At 74.3% G+C, this 19,522-nt stretch carries 21 protein-coding genes; 12 read left to right on the top strand and 9 right to left on the bottom strand.

The window, feature by feature from the left end; translation table 11 throughout:
• From ABD899_RS18120 to ABD899_RS18100, 5 genes are all read left to right on the top strand, one after another.
• The coding region (locus ABD899_RS18120; protein WP_345208655.1) for an HNH endonuclease signature motif containing protein at positions 1 to 1,410 on the top strand (1,410 nt) is incomplete at its 5' end.
• 179 nt (positions 1,411 to 1,589) lie between these two features.
• On the top strand, positions 1,590 to 2,402 hold the full coding sequence (gntA, locus tag ABD899_RS18115) for a guanitoxin biosynthesis heme-dependent pre-guanitoxin N-hydroxylase GntA (RefSeq protein WP_345208653.1): 813 nt from the start codon (positions 1,590 to 1,592) through the stop codon (positions 2,400 to 2,402).
• Positions 2,399 to 3,067, top strand: coding sequence for a DUF1989 domain-containing protein (locus ABD899_RS18110; RefSeq protein WP_345208651.1), 669 nt, complete (start codon positions 2,399 to 2,401; stop codon positions 3,065 to 3,067). Before gntA ends, ABD899_RS18110 begins: the two co-directional genes overlap by 4 nt.
• Before the next feature lie 44 nt (positions 3,068 to 3,111).
• Positions 3,112 to 4,677, top strand: coding sequence for an ATP-dependent DNA ligase (locus tag ABD899_RS18105; RefSeq protein ID WP_345208649.1), 1,566 nt, complete (start codon positions 3,112 to 3,114; stop codon positions 4,675 to 4,677).
• A 125-nt stretch (positions 4,678 to 4,802) separates the two neighbouring features.
• Positions 4,803 to 5,315 carry a hypothetical protein gene (locus ABD899_RS18100; protein ID WP_345208647.1) on the top strand — a complete coding sequence of 171 codons (513 nt, stop codon included), beginning with the start codon at positions 4,803 to 4,805 and terminating at the stop codon, positions 5,313 to 5,315.
• Here ABD899_RS18100 and ABD899_RS18095 read toward each other — a convergent pair.
• Positions 5,251 to 5,757 carry a hypothetical protein gene (locus ABD899_RS18095; protein ID WP_345208645.1) on the bottom strand — a complete coding sequence of 169 codons (507 nt, stop codon included), beginning with the start codon at positions 5,755 to 5,757 and terminating at the stop codon, positions 5,251 to 5,253. The two genes, ABD899_RS18100 and ABD899_RS18095, sit on opposite strands and share 65 nt — an antisense overlap.
• Before the next feature lie 140 nt (positions 5,758 to 5,897).
• Between ABD899_RS18095 and ABD899_RS18090 the strand changes: the two genes are divergently transcribed.
• Together ABD899_RS18090 and ABD899_RS18085 are read left to right on the top strand one after the other, a co-directional pair.
• Positions 5,898 to 6,701, top strand: a complete 804-nt coding sequence (locus ABD899_RS18090) for an aldolase/citrate lyase family protein (RefSeq protein WP_345208643.1) — start codon at positions 5,898 to 5,900, stop codon at positions 6,699 to 6,701.
• A 91-nt stretch (positions 6,702 to 6,792) separates the two neighbouring features.
• Positions 6,793 to 7,236, top strand: a complete 444-nt coding sequence (locus ABD899_RS18085; protein ID WP_345208641.1) for a DUF7144 family membrane protein — start codon at positions 6,793 to 6,795, stop codon at positions 7,234 to 7,236.
• Between the two features lie 112 nt (positions 7,237 to 7,348).
• On the opposite strand, the gene ABD899_RS18080 is transcribed toward ABD899_RS18085, so the two are convergent.
• The 4 genes from ABD899_RS18080 to ABD899_RS18065 all read right to left on the bottom strand — a co-directional run bounded on the left by ABD899_RS18080 (position 7,349) and on the right by ABD899_RS18065 (position 10,911).
• Positions 7,349 to 8,320, bottom strand: a complete 972-nt coding sequence (locus ABD899_RS18080; RefSeq protein WP_345208639.1) for a DMT family transporter — start codon at positions 8,318 to 8,320, stop codon at positions 7,349 to 7,351.
• Between the two features lie 122 nt (positions 8,321 to 8,442).
• Entirely contained in the window at positions 8,443 to 9,309 is an 867-nt protein-coding gene (gene arsM, locus ABD899_RS18075) for an arsenite methyltransferase (protein ID WP_345208637.1), read from the bottom strand.
• A gap of 108 nt (positions 9,310 to 9,417) precedes the next feature.
• On the bottom strand, positions 9,418 to 9,864 hold the full coding sequence (locus ABD899_RS18070) for an SRPBCC family protein (RefSeq protein ID WP_345208635.1): 447 nt from the start codon (positions 9,862 to 9,864) through the stop codon (positions 9,418 to 9,420).
• Positions 9,865 to 9,954: 90 nt separating this feature from the next.
• Positions 9,955 to 10,911, bottom strand: a complete 957-nt coding sequence (locus ABD899_RS18065) for an NAD(P)-dependent alcohol dehydrogenase (protein WP_345208633.1) — start codon at positions 10,909 to 10,911, stop codon at positions 9,955 to 9,957.
• Positions 10,912 to 11,021: 110 nt separating this feature from the next.
• Between ABD899_RS18065 and ABD899_RS18060 the strand changes: the two genes are divergently transcribed.
• Together ABD899_RS18060 and ABD899_RS18055 are read left to right on the top strand one after the other, a co-directional pair.
• Positions 11,022 to 12,098, top strand: coding sequence for a DNA polymerase IV (locus tag ABD899_RS18060; protein WP_345208631.1), 1,077 nt, complete (start codon positions 11,022 to 11,024; stop codon positions 12,096 to 12,098).
• Positions 12,099 to 12,317: 219 nt separating this feature from the next.
• Positions 12,318 to 13,397 (top strand): DNA adenine methylase, encoded by a 1,080-nt coding sequence (locus ABD899_RS18055; protein ID WP_345208629.1) that lies wholly within the window; start codon positions 12,318 to 12,320, stop codon positions 13,395 to 13,397.
• 96 nt (positions 13,398 to 13,493) lie between these two features.
• Here the strand turns inward: ABD899_RS18055 and ABD899_RS18050 are convergent, their stop codons facing one another.
• The 3 genes from ABD899_RS18050 to ABD899_RS18040 form a co-directional block, all read right to left on the bottom strand.
• On the bottom strand, positions 13,494 to 14,060 hold the full coding sequence (locus ABD899_RS18050; protein WP_345208627.1) for a DUF1269 domain-containing protein: 567 nt from the start codon (positions 14,058 to 14,060) through the stop codon (positions 13,494 to 13,496).
• A 94-nt stretch (positions 14,061 to 14,154) separates the two neighbouring features.
• Entirely contained in the window at positions 14,155 to 15,297 is a 1,143-nt protein-coding gene (locus ABD899_RS18045; protein ID WP_345208625.1) for a peptidoglycan-binding domain-containing protein, read from the bottom strand.
• A gap of 233 nt (positions 15,298 to 15,530) precedes the next feature.
• Positions 15,531 to 16,364 carry an alpha/beta fold hydrolase gene (locus ABD899_RS18040; RefSeq protein WP_345208623.1) on the bottom strand — a complete coding sequence of 278 codons (834 nt, stop codon included), beginning with the start codon at positions 16,362 to 16,364 and terminating at the stop codon, positions 15,531 to 15,533.
• Between the two features lie 287 nt (positions 16,365 to 16,651).
• Between ABD899_RS18040 and ABD899_RS18035 the strand changes: the two genes are divergently transcribed.
• Positions 16,652 to 17,164 (top strand): sigma-70 family RNA polymerase sigma factor, encoded by a 513-nt coding sequence (locus ABD899_RS18035; protein ID WP_345208619.1) that lies wholly within the window; start codon positions 16,652 to 16,654, stop codon positions 17,162 to 17,164.
• Positions 17,161 to 17,898: an anti-sigma factor family protein gene (locus ABD899_RS18030; RefSeq protein WP_345208617.1), complete on the top strand. Its 738-nt coding sequence runs from the start codon at positions 17,161 to 17,163 to the stop codon at positions 17,896 to 17,898. The genes ABD899_RS18035 and ABD899_RS18030 overlap by 4 nt, the downstream gene beginning before the upstream one ends.
• Positions 17,899 to 17,942: 44 nt before the next feature.
• Here ABD899_RS18030 and ABD899_RS18025 read toward each other — a convergent pair whose 3' ends face one another.
• On the bottom strand, positions 17,943 to 18,332 hold the full coding sequence (locus tag ABD899_RS18025) for a hypothetical protein (protein WP_345208615.1): 390 nt from the start codon (positions 18,330 to 18,332) through the stop codon (positions 17,943 to 17,945).
• Between the two features lie 205 nt (positions 18,333 to 18,537).
• Between ABD899_RS18025 and ABD899_RS18020 the strand changes: the two genes are divergently transcribed.
• Positions 18,538 to 19,518, top strand: a complete 981-nt coding sequence (locus ABD899_RS18020) for a zinc-dependent alcohol dehydrogenase (RefSeq protein WP_345208613.1) — start codon at positions 18,538 to 18,540, stop codon at positions 19,516 to 19,518.
• Positions 19,519 to 19,522 lie beyond the last annotated feature (4 nt).

Here is a 19,522-nt window from a genome sequence, read left to right as displayed (position 1 = left end):
CTCGAGCCGTGGCGGGTCGACGCGGTGGTGTCGGCCTCGGCCGACGTGGCCGTCGAGCGTCTTGTCGAGTTCGAGGCGCGCCTGTACTGCGCGGACGTCTCGGCCCTGCCCCGGCCGCGGCTGGTGGAGCGGGCCCGCAGGGCGGCGGTCAGGTCCGACCCGCAGAGCGTGATCCGGGGGGTGGCTCGCGCCCGGTCCCGCCGGGGCCTGAGGGTCGGCCCGTCGGCCACGACCGGGCTGATGCGCTGGACCCTCGAGGTGCCCGACGCTCTGTCCCGGCGCGTGTTCGCAGCGGTGGACGCCCTGGCCCAGGAGTACCTGGCCGCCGACCGTGCCCGGACCACCACCACCGCCGGCGGCGGACAGGGTGGGGGGCGGCGCAGCGTGGAGGCGGCCCGCCTCGACGCGCTGGCCGACCTGGTGTTGGCCAACGCGCACGTGGAGACCCTCGTCGAGCTCGTCGTGCCCGTCCGGGCGGGCACCGGCGACGCCTTCGTCACCCGCCCCGACCCGCGCACCGCCGCCGCCGCGTGCACCCGCCCCCGCCCGCAGGGCGCTGCCGCGCCGGGCAGGGCCGCGGCCGAGGGCAACGACCGATCGGGGCACGACCCCACCCCGGCGGGTGGCGTGCGCGTCGACGAGGTCCTGCTCGACCTCCTCCTGGGGCAGGTCACCGGCGACACCCTGACGGCGGGGAGCCTCGAACGCACCCTCGGGATGGTCCTGGGTCAGTGGCTGGAGACCCAGACCAACCCGTTCCTGACCGGCCACCCCCCACCTCGCGCACCGCACCCGCCGCCGCCGCGCCCGGTGGGGCACCCACCGCCGGCGCCGCACCCGGTGGGGCACCCGCCGCCGGTGCCGCACCCGCCGCCGGTGCCGCACCCGCCGCCGGTGCCGCACCCGCCGCCGGTGCCGCACCCGCCGCCGGTGCCGCACCCGGTTCCGGATTCGGAGTCGCGGCCGGTCTGGTTCGTCGAGGGGCTGCTCGAGGCACCGGGCGCGGCTGCGCTGCTTCCCGAAGAGGTCGTCGCCCTGCTCGCAGACCCCGACACCCGGATCCGCGTCCACGACGGACCCCCGGGCGCGGCTGACGGGCCCCCCGCCCGCCGACGCACCTATCGCCCCGGCAAGGCCCTGGCCGCCCGGGTCCGGACCCGCGACCGGCACTGCCGCTTCCCCGGGTGCAGCGTCCCGGCCCACCGCTGCCACCTCGACCACGTCACCCCCCACCCGGCCGGGCAGACCGTCGAGGAGAACCTCCAGGCGCTGTGCCCAGCCCACCACGGCTTCAAGCACCACGCCGGCTGGACCGTGACCATGACCCCCGACGGCACCTGCACGTGGACCACCCCCACCGGACGCACCCACACCACCACCCCACCCACCCTCCACGACACCGCCGCCTGACCGTGAACGAGCCGCGGCACCACCCGCGCGAGGGAGCGCCGGCCGTCGGGGAGCGCTGTGACGCACCTCTCCCCACGAGAGCCGGGGTGACGGCATCCCCACCACGAGTCGCGGGTATGTGGCACCGTGTGACGCATGACCGCAGAGCCGACCGTGGCCGCACGGCCCGCTTGCCACTGATGACCGAACCGCTCGAGGAGCTGCTCGAGGAGCGCGCCGCCGATGACCTCGCGGAGGCCCCGCGCCGCGACATCATCGCCGCGATCGAGGAGATGGTGGGGCACCCGGAGTACCCGTGCCTCGGCGCGAGGTCGGTGTTCCGCCGTGACGCCGCCACACTCGTCGTGCTCGATGACCTCACGGACACCGCGGAGGGCGGCTCCCTCGACACCCTCGGGGCCGCGCTCACGCAGTACGCCGACGAGGTCGACGCCGACGGCGACCTCGTGTCGTTCGTCGCGTGCTTCCGCGGCCCGGTGCCCGACGACGAGCGCGACTTCGAGGCCCTGCTCTGGGGCGCCCTCCAGCACCTGCACGACAACGACGAGTCGCCGTGGGCCGAGGGCGTCGCTGCCGACCCCGAGAACCCCCACTTCGCGTTCAGCGTGGCGGGCACGGCGTTCTTCGTCGTCGGCCTCCACCCCAACGCCTCGCGCGTCGCCCGCCGCGCCCCCGTGCCCACGCTCGTCTTCAACCTCCACGAGCAGTTCGAGCGGCTGCGCCAGGACGGCCGCTTCGAGCGGATGCGTGACACGATCCGCCGCCGCGACACCGAGCTCCAGGGCTCCCTCAACCCCATGGTGAGCGACCACGGCGAGGCCTCCGAGGCGCGGCAGTACGCCGGCCGGGCCGTCCCGGAGGGCTGGTCCCCGCCGTTCGAGCCCGATCCGGATGCCGCGTCGGATGCCGTGCCGGATGCCGTGCCGGGTGCCGGTGCAGATGCCGTGCCGGGCGCTGGCGCAGACGTCACCGCGGCCGGGGACGGGCGGTGAACCCCGCGCGGACCCGGTTCCCGCGGCACGGTGCACCCCCCGCGTACGCCGGGACGGAAGACGCACCGGCGCTCGGCTGGTCGCGGATCGCCCCGCAGAGCGGCGTCGCCGTCGAGCTCTCCCCGGGCGACCGGCTCACGGTGCTCGACCCCCTCGGCGAGCAGGTGAGTGACCTCTACCTCGTGGCGGCGGGCGACGTGGCGGAGGTGTTCTCGTCGGGCCGCACGACGGACTTCGGCAACTCGGTCTACGTCTCCACCGGCTCGCAGCTGTGGTCCAACCGCAGCCGGGTCATGGCCGAGGTCGTCGATGACACCGTCGGCGTCCACGACCTCTCCCTCACGCCGTGCAGCCAGGCGACCTTCGACGTGCTCTACCCCGAGCTCGGCGGCGCCGCGCACCCGTCGTGCTTCGCGAACCTGTGCGACGCGCTCGCCCCCTTCGGCGTCGAGCCCGACCGCATCGGCACGACGCTCAACGTCTTCATGGACGTCTGGACCGACGGGCGTGGCGAGCTGCACATCGACCCACCACCGACCCGTCCGGGTGACCTGTTCACGATCGAGGCACGGATGCCGGTGGTCGTCGGGGTCACGGCGTGCTCGGCCGAGAAGTCGAACAACGGCCGGTGCACCCCCATCGACTGGCGGGTCGAGCGGGCCTGAGCCGAGCGCCCGCCGGTGTCGGTGGGACGGGGCAGGATGGCCGGATGGACGTCACGCTGGCCGAGGTCGTCGAGGTCTCCCGCGCCGTCGCCGCGACGCGCTCCCGCACGGCCAAGACCCAGGCCCTCGCCGGGCTGTTCGCCCGGTGCGACCCCGACGAGGTGGGGGTCGTCGTCTCGCACCTGTCGGGGGTGCTGCCGCAGCGTCGCCTCGGCGTCGGGTTCCGCTCCCTCGGCTCGCTGCCCGAGCCCGCGCAGCACCCCACGCTGACCGTCGCCGAGGTCGACGCGGCCTTCGAGCGCCTCGCGCGGGCCACGGGCGCCGGCTCCACGGCATCCCGGCGCGCCGCGCTCGCCACCCTCATGGGGCGAGCGACCGCCGACGAGCAGCGCTTCCTGCGCGACCTCATGACCGGCAACCTGCGCCAGGGCGCCCTCGACGGCGTCGTCCTCGCGGCGGTGGCCGGGGCCTACGCCGTGCCCGAGCCGGTCGTCCGGCGGGCCGCCATGCTCGCGGGGACGGCATCCGAGGTGGCGGGCCTCGCCGCCCGCGGGGGACGCGCGGCCCTCGAGCAGGTCGGCCTCGTCGTCGGGCGCCCGGTGCGCCCGATGCTCGCGGCGTCGGCGAAGACCACCGAGGTGGCGGTGGGGGCGGTGGGCGGCGGCACGCTCCTCGTCGACGGCAAGCTCGACGGCATCCGCATCCAGGCACACCGGCGTGCCGAGGAGGTGCGCGTGTTCACCCGCAGCCTCGACGAGATCACCGAGCGCGTGCCCGAGGTCGTCGAGGCCGTGGCGGCCCTGCCCGGCGGTGACCTCGTCGTCGACGGCGAGGCGATCGTCATGCTCGAGGGCGGCCGGCCGGCACCGTTCCAGGTCACCGGGTCACGCACCGCGAGCTCGGCCGACGTCGCCGCGCTGCGCGAGCGGGTGCCGCTCACGACGTTCCTCTTCGACGTCCTCCACCGCGACGGCACCGACCTGCTCGACGAGACGGCGCTCGTGCGGCACGAGTCCCTGCTCGACCTCGCGCCGCACCTCGTCGTGCCACGGCTCATCACCTCGGACGCCGTCGAGGCCGAGGCCTTCTTCGCCGACCTCGTCGGCGCGGGGCACGAGGGCGTCGTCGTCAAGGCGGCCGACAGCCCGTACGCGGCGGGCCGTCGCGGCAGCGGGTGGGTCAAGGTCAAGCCGACGCACACCCTCGACCTCGTCGTCCTCGCCGTCGAGTGGGGGTCGGGTCGGCGCACCGGCACCCTGTCGAACATCCACCTCGGAGCACGCGACCCGGCCACCGGTGACTTCGTCATGATCGGCAAGACCTTCAAGGGGATGACCGACGAGATGCTCCGCTGGCAGACCGAGCGATTCACCGAGCTCGCCGTCGACGGCACCGACGGGTGGGTCGTGAGGGTGCGACCCGAGCAGGTCGTCGAGGTCGCGTTCGACGGGCTGCTGCGGTCGACGCGCTACCCGGGTGGCGTCGCCCTGCGCTTCGCCCGCGTGCTGCGCTACCGCGACGACAAGCGCGCCGGGGAGGCCGACACGATCGAGACCGTCCGGGCCCTGGCACCCGGCGGCACCGTCCGGGCCCCGGCACCCGGCGGCTGAGGCCACCCGCGGGATGCGCCCGTGGGCGGGCACCCGTTGACACCGGCCCGCCCCGACGCGAGGCTCACGGGCACGGCTCGTCGCCGGGTCGTGGCGACGGCCCCGCCGTCGTCGAGAGGACCCCCATGCCCATCGAGATCCCGCGCTTCCTCACCCAGTCGCAGGCCGACCTCGTCCGCGAGACCGAGTCGCACCGGATGGAGGATCTCGACGAGGACGCCCTCCTCGAGCTGCACACCCGGGTCCGTCGGGCCCGCTCGAAGTACGTCAAGCTCTACCGGCAGACCGGTGCCCAGCGGGTGGGGCTCAAGGGCGCCCGCGGCCACGCCCGGCCGGGCAACGCCGCGAACGCGGCCAAGGCCGAGGTGTTCGAGCTGGCCCTCGCCCGGGTCAGTGCGCGGCTGGGGGTCGTCGCCCGGGCGGCGGCCAAGGACCTCAAGGCCGAACGGCTCGCCGCGGTGGCCGCGGCACGCGGCTCGACGGGCCCCGGGTCCGCCGGTACCGCCGCGGGGCAGTCCGACGGGGCCTCCACGGCGAGCACGAAGCGGCGCGCCACGAAGACGACGGGTGGGATCAAGCGTGACGCGTCGTCCCGCTCGCAGGGGGCTGGTCGCCAGGCACGGAAGGACTCGCGCTGAGCGACCGTCCGAGCCGCACGAGCGCGCCGATGATGCCGATGACGCTTCCGACGATCCCGATCCCGATGACCCAGCGGGCCACGAGGGTCCACCCGGAGTCGAGGTCGATCGGCCACACCTGCCAGATCTGGACGAGGGCGGTCAGCCCGATGGACGTCGTCACGACGTCCCCGAGCGCCCGCACCCAGGGCGGGTCCCACGCCAGGTAGACAAGGTTCGCGACGACCCCCGCAACGATCGAGGCGTTGACGAGGCCGAGCACCTCGGTGGTCTCCGGGGTGAGGAACGGCAGGGCCTCCCAGCCCGGGGACCGGTTGACGAGGTAGAGCATGACCGCGTTGACGGCGACCGCGACGGCGTAGCCGACACGGCGCGTCGCGGGCCCCGCCTGCACGTGTGGAGGGGCGTGCCTCGCGGGTGGGTTGCTGTGCACTGTCGTCATGGCGCCTCCCGGGTCGGCGGCCGACCGGCACCCACGGGTCCGGGGGGCGGCCCGGTCACCACGACCATCGTCCTCCCGGTGGCCCTACCCGGCGGGGCATCGAGACCGGCGTCACGAGCCACTCGGCTAGGGTCCCGCTCATGGGCGACGAACCCGCAGGCGCTGAGCCGCCACCCAGGCCGGGGCCCGAGCACCCGACGCTGGGGATGGCCGGTCACTCGCGTGGCGTGTGGACGTTCAGCGCCGACGTCGACCTGCTGCGCCGCCTCGCCTCGAGCGGTTTCGACTGGCTGGCCCTCGACGCGCAGCACGGGCCGGTCGACCGGTCCGGCCTGCACACGGTCGGCCGGGCCCTGGCGGGAGCCGGCGCCGCCGTCGTCGTCCGGGTGCCGGCCGTCGACCCGGCGTGGATCGGGGCAGCGCTCGACGCCGGTGCTGCCGCGGTCGTCGTTCCGTCGGTCACCGGAACCGCGGATGCCGTGCGCGCGGCTCGCGCGTCCCGCTACCCGCCCGAGGGCGACCGCAGCTGGGGCCCGTTCGCGCCGCTGTGGGGCGGACCCGCGCCCGGCCCGGCGGCCGCCAACGCCACGGTGCAGTGTCTCGTGCTCGTCGAGACCGCGGGGGCGCTCGCCGACGTCGACGAGATCGCCGCGACCCCCGGCGTCGACGGCCTCTTCGTCGGGCCGTTCGACCTCGCGCTCGGGCTCGGCACCACCGTCGACGCACTCCTCGACGACCACGCCCCCGGCAACCCGCTCGGTGTCGTCGTCGCCGCAGCGGCCCGGCACGGTGTCCTCGTCGGCGCCTTCGCGGGCAGCCCGGGCCACGCGGCGCGGCTGCGGCGCCACGGCATCCACTGCCTCGCCGTGACGACCGACCTGGGGGTCGTCGCCGAAGGGTGCCGCGCCGTGCTCGCCGAGGACGGCGTCACCCCGGCCGGGTGAGGCGACGGCACCGCGCGGTGTCGTAGAACGGCAGTGACCAATCGTCCGCGTGGTCGCGGGCGACGGCATCCGACGAAGGAAGTGCGCAGTCATGTCGTACGAGAACACCTCCCTCACGACCAACCTCGACGACGGCCGGCAGGGTCAGCGCTACAGCGGCTCCGGCGGCGGCCTCGTGTCGTTCGCGGCGGTCATGCTCATCATGGTCGGGATCTTCCACGCCATCCAGGGGCTCGTCGCCCTGCTCAACGACGACTTCTTCGTCGTGGGCCGCGAGTACGTCTTCCAGTTCGACCTCACCTCGTGGGGCTGGATCCACCTCCTCGTCGGCCTGGGGGCCGTCGCGGCAGGCGCGGGGCTGTTCTTGGGAAAGATGTGGGCCCGGGTCTTCGCCGTCGTCGTCGCGTCGCTCAGCATGTTGAGCAGCTTCATGTGGCTGCCCTTCTACCCGCTGTGGAGCCTGACGCTCATCTCCCTCGACGTGCTCGTCATCTGGGCGGCCATCGTGCACGGGCGCGACCTCGTCGACGAGTGACCCCGGTCAGCCGGCGCCCGTCCCGACGGGCGGCCGGCCGGCGAGTCGGCGAGGGGTTCGCGGACGGCATCCGCACCATCACTCGGTAGTGCGCGCCGCGGCAGCCGGTTCATCAGCACGACAGCCAGCTCAACAGCACTCGACCCGGGGGGACAGGGCGTCGCAGCACTCGCGGGGCCCGAGCTCTGCGAGCGCCATGCCCGCGACGACGAGCAGGCCCCCGACCCAGCCCACCCACGCGGGGCCCGAGCTCTGCGAGCGCCATGCCCGCGACGACGAGCAGGCCCCCGACCCAGCCCACCCACCCGAGGCCCTGCTCGCCGAGGGCCACCGCGAGCCCCGCGGCGAAGACGGGCTCCATCGTCATGACGACGGCCGCGGTCGTGGCGGCGAGGGCGGACTGGGCCCACGCCTGGACGGCGAACCCGACGCAGGTGGCGACGACGCCGAGGTAGAGCACCGACTGCCACGCCGTGGACGTCTCGGGCAGGGCGATGCCCGTGCCGAGGAGCGCGGCGAGGGCGCACAGGCAGGCGGCGGTGGCGACGCTCACCGCCGTCAGCCCGTAGGCGTTCGCGCGCGTGGCCCACTGGCTCAGGCCGGCGATGTGCACGGCGAAGCAGGCCGCGCCCGCGAGGGTCAGCGCGGCGCCAACGGACGTCGGCGCGCTCACGCCGCCGGCGAGTCCGGCGATGCCGACGGCGGACACGGCCACGGCCGCCCAGCCGGCGCGACCCACCCGGTCCCCGAAGAACACCGCAGCCACGACGGGGGTGAGGATGACCGCGGCCTCGGTGAGGAACCCGGACACCCCGGCGAGGGTGTGCTGCAGCCCGGTCGTCTGGAGGAGGAAGCCGACGGCGAGGGCGACGCCGAGCAGGGCGGCACGCCACCGGTCGGCCGGGCTGAGCCGCGCCACGCTGCCGGGCCGGACGAGGAGGAGCGCCACGGCGGCGACACCGAAGCGCCAGGTGAGGAAGGATGCCGGGTCGAGCTCGTCGAGGGAGCCTTTCGTGACGACGAACGTCGACCCCCAGACGGCGGTCGCCGCGAGCAGCGCGGCCGTCGCGGGGAGCGTCCCCACCCTCACGGTGCTCCTTCCGGGTGGTCGGTCGGCCTCGCCGGCGGGTCGGCGGTCGGCCCCGCCCCGCGGGTCGGCGGTCCGCTGCGCCGCCGTTCAGCCGTGGGTGGCGGCGGCTGGCGACGTCACGGCTTGCGGGCGCGCACGAAGGCGCTCGCGAACGCGCCGTCGAGGGCCTCGACGAGCTCGGGAAGGGCCATGCCCTCGGGCAGCTCGGCGGCGTCGGTGACCTCGGCCATCGACTCGAGGTCGACGCGGCTGTACTCCCGGGTGACCTCGACCGCCGCGTCCTCGAACCCGGCGGCCGCGAGCCTGTCGACGTACTCGTCGTCGCGCAGGGCGCCGGAGATGCACCCGGTCCACAGCCGCACGACGCCGCGCAGCTGCTCGGGGATGTCGCGCAGGAGCACGATGTCCGAGACCGCGAACCGGCCCTGCGGCCGCAGCACGCGGAACGCCTCGCGCAGCACGGCATCCTTGTCGGGGGAGAGGTTGATGACGCAGTTGGAGATGACGACGTCGACGGAGGAGTCGGGCAGCGGCACGTCCTCGATCGTGCCCTGGACGAAGGTGGCGTTCTCGATGCCGGCCTCCGCCTGGTTGCGGCGGGCGAGCTCGAGCATCTCGGTCGTCATGTCGAGGCCGTAGGCCGTCCCGCCGGGGGCCACCCGCCGCGCCGAGAGCAGCACGTCGAGGCCGCCGCCCGAGCCGAGGTCGAGGACGTCGTCGCCGGGGTGCAGCTCGGCGAGGGCCGTGGGGTTGCCGCACCCGAGGGATGCCGCGAGCGCCGTCTCGGAGGGGACGTCACCCTCGTCGTACAGGCCGCTGCTGATCGGGTCGATCGCTTCCGCCGACGAGCCGCAGCACCCGCTGCCCCCGCAGCACCCGTCGCTCGTCGGGGCCGTCGCCGTGAGCACGCCCGAGGCCGACGCCGCGTAGCGCTCGCGCACCGCCTCGCGGACCTGCTCGTCACTCAGCTGCTCGGTGGCCATGGCTGCTCCTTGGTTTGAGATATATCGAATCAGGGCCACCCCGAGCATGGCGGACTGTTTCGACACCTGTCAAGGTCTTGGGGCGAATGTGACCGACGAGGCGTCGACCTACCGTGACCCGCTCGGCCGTCCGCCCTCGAGCTGGCTCTTCAGCCCGCCCCAGATCCCGCGCTCGACCCGCGCCCCGATGACCCCGACGAGCGGCCCGAGCAGTCGCAGGTACCCGTGCGGCTGCACCTGCCAGTCCCACGCCATCGCCGTGCCGTCGGCCGTCTCGCGGAAGGTGAGGCCGCCGGAGGTGTCCATGAGCGAGCTCGTCGTGCGCGACCCGAGACGGTGCGGCCGGTCGTACTCGACGAGCTCGACGAGCATCTCGGTGCCGGCCCTGCCCATGAGCGCACGGAACCGGCTGCCCCGGCCGACGGGCTCCGGGGTGAGCAGCTCGACGTCGTGCATGTCGGGGTTGTAGCCCGGTTCGTTGCGCGTGTCCGCCACCGTGTCGAAGACGACGTCGACGGGGGCCGCGATGTGCAGCTCGCCCCGGATCGTGGCCATGCCCCAAGGGTAGGACCACCTCCCTCCCGGGGTGCACCGGCCCGGGGGCGTGGCCATGCCCAAGGGGTGGGGCCACACCCGCTGTGGGTTTCACCGGCCCGGGGCGACGACCACCTTCCCGAGCACCCGCCCCGCGCCGACCCGGGCCAGGGCCTCGGGCACCTCGTCGAGCCCGACGACGGAGTCGACGTGCACCGTGAGCTCCCCGCGGGCGCAGCGCTCGGCGACCGGCCCGAAGTGCGCGGGCCCCGGGTGCACCGCGAGCACGCCGATCCGCCGACCGCCGAGCCGGCCGACGACGGTGCCGACGGTGACCAGCCGCAGCAGCGTCGGCATCGTCCCGCCGACGCACCGGTACCGACCGCCCGGAGCGAGCGCGCGCCGGTACGCGAACACCGACCGGTGGGCGACGAGGTCGAGCACGAGGTCGAACGGCCTGAGCCGGGTGAAGTCGTCGCGGCGGTGGTCGACGACCTCGTCGGCGCCGACCGAGCGCATGAAGTCGAGCTTGCCGGCGTTGTCGACACCGGTGACGTGGGCCCCGGCCGCCTTGGCGAGCTGGATCGCGAGCGACCCCGAGCCGCCCCCGCCCCCGTTGACGAGCACGCGCGACCCCGGGCCGGTGCCGGCCGTCCCCTGGAGGGCGATGGCCCCGGCCTGCGGCAGCGTCGAGGCCTCGACGAAGCCGAGTGCTGCCGGCTTGGCTGCGAGCGCCGACTCGGGTGCGACGGCGTACTCGGCGAACCCGCCCTTGAGGGCCATGTTGTCGCCGTACACCTCGTCGCCCACCGCGAAGCGGGTCGCTCCGGGGCCGAGGGCCGCGACCCGACCCGCGATGTCCGAGCCGAGCACGGGCCGGGCCGGCCTGCGCAGCCCGCCGACGCGCGCGTACGCCGGCCGGCCCACGAGGGTCTCCCAGTCGGAGAGGTTGAGCGAGGTCGCGACGACCTCGACGAGCACCTGGCCGTCCACCGGGGTCGGGACCTCGACCTCGGCCACCCGCAGCAGGGAGGGTGGCCCGTAGCGCGCGTGGAGGACGGCCCTCACGAGGGTCGGCCCGTGGTGCGCAGCCGGGGGCTGGTGCGGTCCATCCGTGCCACGCTACCCCGCGGGTCGCGATCCGCTCGGCCGCCCGGGCCGTCCGTCACGATGGACCCATGGCGCCCTGGGTCCTGCACGTCGACATGGACCAGTTCATCGCCGCCGTCGAGGTGCTGCGCCGCCCCGAGCTCGCCGGCCTGCCCCTCATCGTCGGCGGGCGCGGCGACCCCACCGAGCGCGGCGTCGTGTCGACCGCCTCGTACGAGGCCCGTGCCTTCGGGGTCCGCTCCGGGATGCCGTTGCGCACCGCCGTGCGTCGCTGCCCGGAGGCTGTCGTCCTCCCGGTCGACAAACCGGCGTACGACGCGGCGTCCGCGGTCGTCATGGGCACCCTGCGGGCGGTGCCGGGCGCGGTCGTCGAGGTGCTCGGCTGGGACGAGGCGTTCGTCGGGGTCGAGGCCGCCGACCCCGAGGCCGTCGCGCGCCGGATCCAGGCCGACGTGCTCGCCGCGACGGACCTGCACTGCAGCATCGGCATCGGCGACACCAAGGTGCGGGCCAAGATCGCGACCGAGTTCGGGAAGCCGCGGGGCACCTTCCGCCTCACCCGCGACACGTGGTTCGAGGTCATGGGTGACCGGCCGACGAAGGACCTGTGGGGCGTCGGGCCACGGATCTCGCAGCGCCTCGCCGGCCTCGGGGTGCTCACGGTGCGCCAGCTCGCGCAGGCCGAGGACGCCCTGCTGGCAGGTGAGTTCGGGCCGCAGACGGGCCCGTGGCTCGGAGCGCTCGGCCGGGGCGAGAGCAGCTCGACCGTCGACGACACCCCGTGGGTGCCTCGGGCCCACGGCCGCGAGACGACCTACCAGGTCGACCTCGTCACGGCGGCCGAGGCCGAGGAGGCCCTCCGGGTGCTCGCGGCGCAGGTCGTCGACGACATCCGGGCCGAGGGGCGACCCTGCGCGCGGGTGCACCTCAAGGTGCGGTTCGTGCCGTTCTTCACCGTCAACCGCTCGCGCAAGCTCGCCGAGCCGACGTGGGATGCCGGGCTCGTCGCCGCGACCGCGCTCGAGCTGTACCGCGCGCTCGACGACACCCGGCCGGTGCGGCTGCTCGGGGTGCGGGCCGAGATGGTGCCGCCCGAGGGCGGGTACGAACCACCACGCACCCACGGCCGCCGCGGCATGCCGTGACGCCGAGCCACGGCATCCGGTGAACCCGAGCCACGGCATCCCGTGAACCCGAGCCACGGCATCCCGTGAACCGAGCCACGGCATCCGGTGAACGGTCCAGGGCGCTCCCACGAACAGGCAGTTGGGCGCGTGGCCGCGCTCGCCGTGCGTGACTCTGCCGGCCCGCGCCCCCCACTGCCTGTCGGCGGGTGCACCGGAGCAGAACCTAGGGTGGCTCCCGTGATCAAGTACCTCGGGTCCAAGCGTGCGCTCGTCCCGGTGCTCGCGGACATGGCCGTCGCCACCGGCGCCACCGAGGCCGTCGACCTGTTCACCGGGACGACCCGCGTCGCCCAGGAGCTCAAGCGTCGCGGCCTGCGGGTCACCGCGACCGACGTCGCGACCTACGCCGGCGTCCTCGCCGACTGCTACATCGCGACCGACGCGGAGCAGGTCGACCTCGACGAGCTCGACGCCGAGCTCGAGCGGCTCAACGCGCTGCCCGGACGGCCCGGGTACTTCACCGAGACGTTCTGCCTCCGGTCCCGCTACTTCCAGCCGAGGAACGGCGCGCGCGTCGACGCGATCCGGGACGAGCTGGCGAGCGCCCACGAGGGATCCGCCCTGTTCCCCGTCCTCCTGACGAGCCTGATGCTGGCGGCCGACCGGGTCGACTCGACGACCGGCCTGCAGATGGCCTACCTCAAGCAGTGGGCACCGCGAGCCCACCGGGACCTCGAGCTGCGCCGGCCCGACCTCATCGCCGGGCCCGGTGCGACGGTCGTCGGCGACGCGCTGCGGACCGTCGACACCCTCCCGCGCACCGAGCTCATGTACCTCGACCCCCCGTACAACCAGCACCGGTACTTCACGAACTACCACATCTGGGAGACGCTCGTGCGCTGGGACGCTCCCGAGCACTACGGGGTCGCCTGCAAGCGCGTCGACAGTCGCGACGACGCCACGAAGAGCGTCTTCAACAGCAAGCGGAGCATGCCGGCTGCGCTGGACGGCCTCATCGCCCGCGCCAGGGCCGAGGTGCTCGTCGTCTCCTACAACGACGAGTCGTGGATCTCGCCCGACCGGATGCTGCGCTCGCTGCGGGATGCCGGGCACGAGGCCGTTCGCGTGGTCGCCTTCGACTCCACGCGCTACGTCGGGGCGCGTATCGGCATCCACAGCCCCTCCGGCGAGAAGGTCGGGACGGTGTCGCACCTGCGCAACACCGAGCACGTCTTCGTCGCGGGTCCCACCGACAAGGTCGAGGCCGCGGTGTCCGCAGCTCAAGGGCACGGGGCGCGCACCCCACCCTTCGGCTAGGCGACCGGCGGCGGCGTGCCACCACAGCGGCACACACGAGACCGGTCCCGGCCCTCGCGAGGAGGGCCGGGACCGGTCAGGTGTTCGGGAGGGTGCTCAGCCCTTCTCGACCTCGTCGGCGATGGCGCGGATGTCCTTGGCGACGACGTCGTCGACGGCGGACTCCACGATCGCGTTCGCCTGGGTGAGCGCTTCCCGGATCTCGACGGCGCCCGGGTCGGAGACCAGCGCCACGATGCCCGAGTGGCCGGGGGCCACGGCGTTCTCGAGGTCCTTCTCCAGCTCGATCTTGTCGTGCAGCTGCTTGGCCTTGCCCAGTGCAGCCCCACCCGCGCCCAGGGCGGCGGCGCTCCCGAGGATGGAGGGCGGGAAGACCAGGCCGAGGGCGGCGCCTCCGACGAGCCCCCACGTCATGCCGCGCTTGGTCGAGTGGTCGGTGGCCTTCTGGATCTCGAGCTTGCCCTCCTCGTCACGGTTGACGACGACGACGCCGTCGATGGCGAAGTGCCGGCCGTCCTCGAGGGACTTCAGGGCCTCGTAGGCCTCCCAGGCCGTGCCGGTGTCGCTGAAGTCGGCGACGAAGAGCGTGCGGGCGCCGTCGCTCACGGCGGCGACCTCGGCGGTGACCTCGGCGGTGACCTCGGTGGGGGTGTCGTCGGACATTCGGGTGTTCCCTTCAGGTGGTGGTTCGCGGCGCCGGCGGCGCCGCCTGGTGGTCAGACTGGTCGACGGAGCACGTCGGCGCCAGCGGGCGTGGTCAGCCCGTCGCTGTGGGCTCGGGGCTCTCGGAGGGGGCAGGGGTGGCAGGGGGTGTGGTGCGCGCGTCGGCGATCGCCGTCTCGAGCGCCGCGATGGTGGCGGCGTCCACGGTACCGGTGACCTCCACACCGAGGTCCTCCTGCAGCTCCTCGAGGGCGTCGGTCAGGGCGTCGGTCCACTGCCCGTCGACGGGGCCGTCCCAGTACCCGGCCAGCTTGAGCGTCTGCTGCACCGCCGCGGTGGAAGCCGTCGCCTCCTGGGCCGCGGCGCCGCCCTTGACCGCGAGCTCGGACCGCAGCGCCTGCTCGCTCGCCTTGTCCAGGGTGCCGGTCTGGGGAAGGCCGTTGGCCTTCTGGAGGGCCTCGACCGCCGCGACCGTCTTCGGTCCGTAGACGCCGTCGACCTCGGCGTCGTAGTAGCCGGCGTCGGCCAGCGCCTGCTGCAACGTCGTGGTGTAGGAGTCCACCGCCTTGGCCGCCTCGTCCTGCTGGGCGTCGGTCAGGCACCCGCTGTCCCCGAGAAGCTGGAGCCAGGCCATCTCCAGGGCGACGGCGGCGGCGTTGAACTGCTCGGCCGCCTCAGCCAGGGGGGTGCTGTCGGTGATGCCGCTCTGCGCGGCCGCGAGCTCGGCCTCGGCCTCCTGTACGCGGGTGACGCTGGCAGGCGTCGCCGTGGGCGACGGACTCGCGGTCGGGCTCGACGCCGCGGCCGAGGGGGACGTGCCGGCGGCGGAGGCCTCGGCCGTGGCGAGGGCGGCCTGCGCCTCCGCGAGCTCCTGCTCCGCGGTGGCGACGGCCTGTCGGGCCTCGGCAACCGCACCAGCCGCCTCCTGCGCGTCCTGCGCCGGGTCGGCGAGGTCGCTCCCGGCATCCCGGACGTCGCCGACGGTCGGTGCGGTCGCGTTGAGAACGTCGCCGTAACGGTCGATGGCGGTGATGTAGGTCGTGCTCGCCGTGCAGAACTCGGCCGCCGCGGCCTTCTCGGCCTCCTCGGCCTCGGTCAGCGCCTTCTCCTTGGCCGTCACCGCAGCCTCGGCCACCTTGACCGAGGTGTCCGCCCCCTCGCCGCTGCACCCCGACAGGAGGACGAGCAGGATGCCGGACACGACCAGTGATCGGTGCCGCTGGGTGCGCGTGGTCATGCGGATCCTCTTCGTCGTGGGCGCCGGCGAGGCGGACGGCCCGCCGGCCCGGGCAACCCTACGAACGAGGTCCGTGCTCGGGTACCACCCCCAACGGGTGAGTCACCCCCTGCCGCGCGCCGAGCGAGGAGGTCGCCGAGGGCGGGGCCGGGTCGTCGCAGTGGGCGAGGGCGTTCCCTGCCGTCCTGGGGTCACCCTCGCGGAGGCGAGCGCGCTGACCGAGCCCGACGCGGTCAGGCGGAGTCGTCGCGGTGGACGACGAACAGGCGCACCCCGGCCGGCAGATCAGCGCCGGTGCCGAGCTCGTCGTCGAGCCAGGCCTCGACCGTGGACGCCAGCTCCACCGGGTGGCTGAAGTTCACGGCGTGGGCCGCCTCGTCGATGACCGCGACCATGACGAGCCGGCCAGACCGTCCGGCCACCTCCCTGACGCGGCTCGGGGAGGGCATCAGGGGGTCGCGACGTCCCAGGACCGCGAGCGTGGGCACGGGCGCGTGGACCAGTCGCTCCAACGAGGGAAACAGGGTGAGCTCACGGAACAGGCGCAGCCCGTTCACCGGGCCGAAGCTCACGTAGTCCGGCAACGCCACCCGGAACATCCGAGGGCTCTCCCGCAGCCCGTCCCTGGCCAGCTGGCCCAGCGCCCGGGCCAGGGGCCGGTTCTGCACTCCACCGGCGGGTGAGACGAGGACCAGCCGGTGCACCCGCTCGGGAGCAGCGTGCGCCACCTCCAGGGCGACCGGGCAGCCCATCGAGTTGCCGACCAGGACGGCCTTCTCCACGCCCAGCTCGTCGAGCAGGGCCAACAAGGACTCGGCCAGCGCGGGAATGTCCAGGACACCATCGCGCCCCTCGCTGCGGCCGTACCCCGGTAGGTCAGGCACGACGTTGACCCACCGACGGGCAAGGAGCCGGGCCGTCGGCATCAGGTATGCACCGGAGATCGCGAAACCGTGGATGTGGACGACCGGGATGTCGTCACCGTCCCCACCGGTGCTTCGTCGGCAGTAGATGCTCGTGCCCCCGACCCGGACGTACTCGCCCTTCCATCCACTTTCCGTCAGCACGGGCAGATCGTTCCACGAGCTCGAGTGGTCTCGCTTCAACCACGGTTGAATCGTAGGCCGAGTCCAGTGGACACGAGCGGCCGGTGTGACCGGACGTACCTCGAGGTGACGTGAATCGGCCCGGGATCTGGACCGCGCCGGCACCGGACGGGCACGATGGACGGTGCGGCGCACGCCCACGCTGCACGCCTCACCACCGGAACGGACCCGGCGCTGCCGGGAGCCCGGTGTCCGGTGAACCACGGGGCCGCTCGCCACGTACGGCTCGGTGGGAGGTGGGATGCCGGATGCCGGACAGCGCCGCCGTGCTCATGCAGCAGCTGCATGACGAGCATGCCGCCGCCCTGTGGGGGTACTGCCTGCGCCTCACGGGCCATGACCACGCGCGCGCCGAGGACGTGGTGCAGGAGACGCTGCTGCGCGCCTGGCGCAACCACGGCCGGCTGGACGAGAGCCGCGGGTCCGTGCGGGCCTGGCTGTTCACGGTGGCGCGGAACATCGTCATCGACGAGTGGCGGACGACGCGGGCCCGCAGCGAGCTGTCCGTCGCCGACGTCCCCGAGAGCCGGGAGTCCACCGACCACACCGACCGGATCCTGTTGTCCTGGGTCGTGGCCGACGCCCTGCTCACGCTGTCGCCGGACCACCGGGCCGTCGTGCTGGAGTGCTACTTCCGGGGGGCGTCGGTCGCCCAGGCGGCCCACCGGCTCGGCATCCCGGAAGGTACGGTGAAGTCGCGCACCCACTACGCCTTGCGGGCCCTGCGCCTGGCTCTCGAGGAGATGGGGGTGGGAGCGTGACCTGCGAGTTCTCCCACCTCGACGGGTCGTACGTCCTCGGTGCGCTCGACCCGAGCGAACGCCTCGAGTTCGAGAGGCACCTGGCGGGGTGCACCGACTGCAGCCACTCCGTCCGAGAGCTCGCCGGTGTGCCGGGCCTCCTCGCCCACGTCGACCTCGCCGACCTGGAGCTGGTGAGCACGTCGGCCGCGCCCTCCTCCCTCCTGCCGTCCCTGGTGCGTGAGGTGCGCGAGGCCCAGCGCCGCCGGTCGGTCGTCGTCGCGGCGGTCGCCGCCGCCGTGACCGCGGTGGCCGTCGGGTCCTTCGCCCTCGCCGCGGGCGTCGCGAGCGACCGGGAGCCGACCGCCGGGGCGGCACCGACCGCGGCGGCGGGTCGTGCCGCACCGGGGCGTGCGATGGTCGCGGTCAGTCCGTCCCCGGTCCGCGCCGACGTGCTCGTGGCCGACGTGGCGTGGGGCACGCGGCTCGACCTGACCTGCTCGTACGAGGAGGACGGGGACAGCGGGGAGGACGGGGACAGCGGGGAGGGCTCGGGCGTGTACGAGGACTCGTCGACGGAGTACGCCCTCGTCGTCCAGACCTGGGACGGGCGCACCCAGCAGGTGGCGACGTGGAAGGGGCTGCCGGGTCGCACGATGCGGGTGTCTGCGGCGACGGCCACGGACCGCAGCGAGATCGAGCTGGTCGAGCTGCGCACGGCGGACGGGGTCGCGGTCCTGCGGCTGACCATCTGAGCGTCTTCGGGTGACCACCGGGTGGGCACCGGAGGGCGGTCCGGTCAGGGCATGCGGGCGAGGCCCCGCGCGGCGCCGGGCCGGGACGGCCACTCCTCGCGCAGGAGGACGAGGCCGCCGATGATGCACACGACCTCCGAGGCGGCTGCGGTGAGCACCCACCCGCCGGACCACTGCTCGTGGACGCCGAACAGCCCCACCGTCGCGGACAGGACGAAGGCCCCGAGGGTGCTCGCGCCGAACCCCGTGACGAGGAGCGCCGGGACCCAGTGGCGCCACAGCACGAGGAGCGCTGCGATGACCGCACCCGCGACCGCGTTGAGCAGGAAGGCCGGGCCGATGACGTCGATGTCCCGGTACCCGTCGAACCACAGGATGAGGTGGACCGCCGCTGAGACGAGGGCGGCGACGGCCGTCACGATCCGGACCCACATGGCATGCCTCCTCCGAGCCGGAGCGACCGACGTCGTCGCACCGCGCGCCACCTCCTCCAGCTGTACTCATCACGGATCCGTTCGCCCGACGGTTCACGCGCCCTGAACCGCGCACCCGGTCCCACCGTGTCTCCTTGTCGAGGGGTACGACCGCCGCACCGTCGGTGCGGCGGCCCCGCTCGGCCCAGACCTCCGAGGAGGCGCGATGACGGCGCAGGCCCGGGCGTTCTGGCTGCGGTCGGTGGGGATCGGCGAGATCCGAACCGTCGAGGTGCCCGAGCCGGGGCCGGAGGAGGTGCTCGTGCGGACGGTGCGCTCAGCGGTGAGCCGGGGCACCGAGATCCTCGTCTTCCGCGGTGGCGTGCCCGCCGACCAGTACGCCGTGATGCGGGCCCCGTTCCAGGAGGGTGACCTCCCCGGTCCGGTGAAGTACGGCTACCTCAACGTCGGGGTCGTCGAGCAGGGGCCCCCGGCGCTCCTGGGACGCCTGGTCTTCTGCCTGTACCCGCACCAGACGGCGTACGTCGTCCCGCTCGAGGGGGTGGTGCCGGTTCCGGACGACGTTCCCGCGGACCGGGCGGTGCTCGCCGGGACGGTGGAGACCGCCGTCAACGCCCTGTGGGATGCCGCGCCGCTCGTGGGCGACCGGGTCACCGTCGTCGGCGGCGGGATGGTCGGCCTGTGCGTCGCCCGCCTGCTCGTCCGTGTCCCGGGCACGGAGGTGACCGTGGTCGACGTCGACCCCGCACGGGCCGCGGTGGCCGCCTCCATCGGCGCGGGCTTCGCCCCGCCGGCGCAGGCCCGGGGCGGTCGCGACCTCGTCGTCCACGCGAGCGCGTCGTCGTCAGGACTCCAGCTGTCCCTCGACCTGCTCGCGGCGGAGGGCACCGTGGTCGACCTGAGCTGGTACGGCGACACGGAGGTCAGCCTGCGGCTCGGCGGGGCGTTCCACTCCGGGCGCCTCGCGATCCGGGCGAGCCAGGTCGGCTCGGTCTCCCCGGCCCGGCGGGGTCGACGGTCCACCACCGACCGCCTGCGGCTCGCGCTCGAGCTGCTGCGGGACCCGGCGTTCGACGCCCTGATCAGCGGCAGCTCCGCCTTCGAGGACCTCCCGCACGTGCTGCCGGACCTGGCTGACGGGACCCTGCCGGCCCTGTGCCACACCATCACCTACGGCGAGGGGTAGGGCC

The organism is Fodinibacter luteus (assembly GCF_039541575.1).
Lineage (GTDB): Bacteria > Actinomycetota > Actinomycetes > Actinomycetales > Dermatophilaceae > Fodinibacter > Fodinibacter luteus.
This window is presented reverse-complemented; position numbering and strand designations above follow the sequence as displayed.

Bases quoted from the DNA above. Each gene is read 5' to 3' on its own strand.
- ABD899_RS18090 (WP_345208643.1), top strand. From the start codon at position 5,898: ATGGGCGACGAACCCGCAGGCGCTGAGCCGCCACCCAGGCCGGGGCCC.
- ABD899_RS18035 (WP_345208619.1), top strand. From the start codon at position 16,652: ATGCCGGACAGCGCCGCCGTGCTCATGCAGCAGCTGCATGACGAGCAT.
- ABD899_RS18045 (WP_345208625.1), bottom strand. From the start codon at position 15,297: ATGACCACGCGCACCCAGCGGCACCGATCACTGGTCGTGTCCGGCATC.
- ABD899_RS18100 (WP_345208647.1), top strand. From the start codon at position 4,803: ATGCCCATCGAGATCCCGCGCTTCCTCACCCAGTCGCAGGCCGACCTC.
- ABD899_RS18025 (WP_345208615.1), bottom strand. From the start codon at position 18,332: ATGTGGGTCCGGATCGTGACGGCCGTCGCCGCCCTCGTCTCAGCGGCG.
- ABD899_RS18050 (WP_345208627.1), bottom strand. From the start codon at position 14,060: ATGTCCGACGACACCCCCACCGAGGTCACCGCCGAGGTCACCGCCGAG.
- ABD899_RS18105 (WP_345208649.1), top strand. From the start codon at position 3,112: ATGGACGTCACGCTGGCCGAGGTCGTCGAGGTCTCCCGCGCCGTCGCC.
- arsM (WP_345208637.1), bottom strand. From the start codon at position 9,309: ATGGCCACCGAGCAGCTGAGTGACGAGCAGGTCCGCGAGGCGGTGCGC.
- gntA (WP_345208653.1), top strand. From the start codon at position 1,590: ATGACCGAACCGCTCGAGGAGCTGCTCGAGGAGCGCGCCGCCGATGAC.
- ABD899_RS18070 (WP_345208635.1), bottom strand. From the start codon at position 9,864: ATGGCCACGATCCGGGGCGAGCTGCACATCGCGGCCCCCGTCGACGTC.
- ABD899_RS18095 (WP_345208645.1), bottom strand. From the start codon at position 5,757: ATGACGACAGTGCACAGCAACCCACCCGCGAGGCACGCCCCTCCACAC.
- ABD899_RS18085 (WP_345208641.1), top strand. From the start codon at position 6,793: ATGTCGTACGAGAACACCTCCCTCACGACCAACCTCGACGACGGCCGG.
- ABD899_RS18060 (WP_345208631.1), top strand. From the start codon at position 11,022: ATGGCGCCCTGGGTCCTGCACGTCGACATGGACCAGTTCATCGCCGCC.
- ABD899_RS18020 (WP_345208613.1), top strand. From the start codon at position 18,538: ATGACGGCGCAGGCCCGGGCGTTCTGGCTGCGGTCGGTGGGGATCGGC.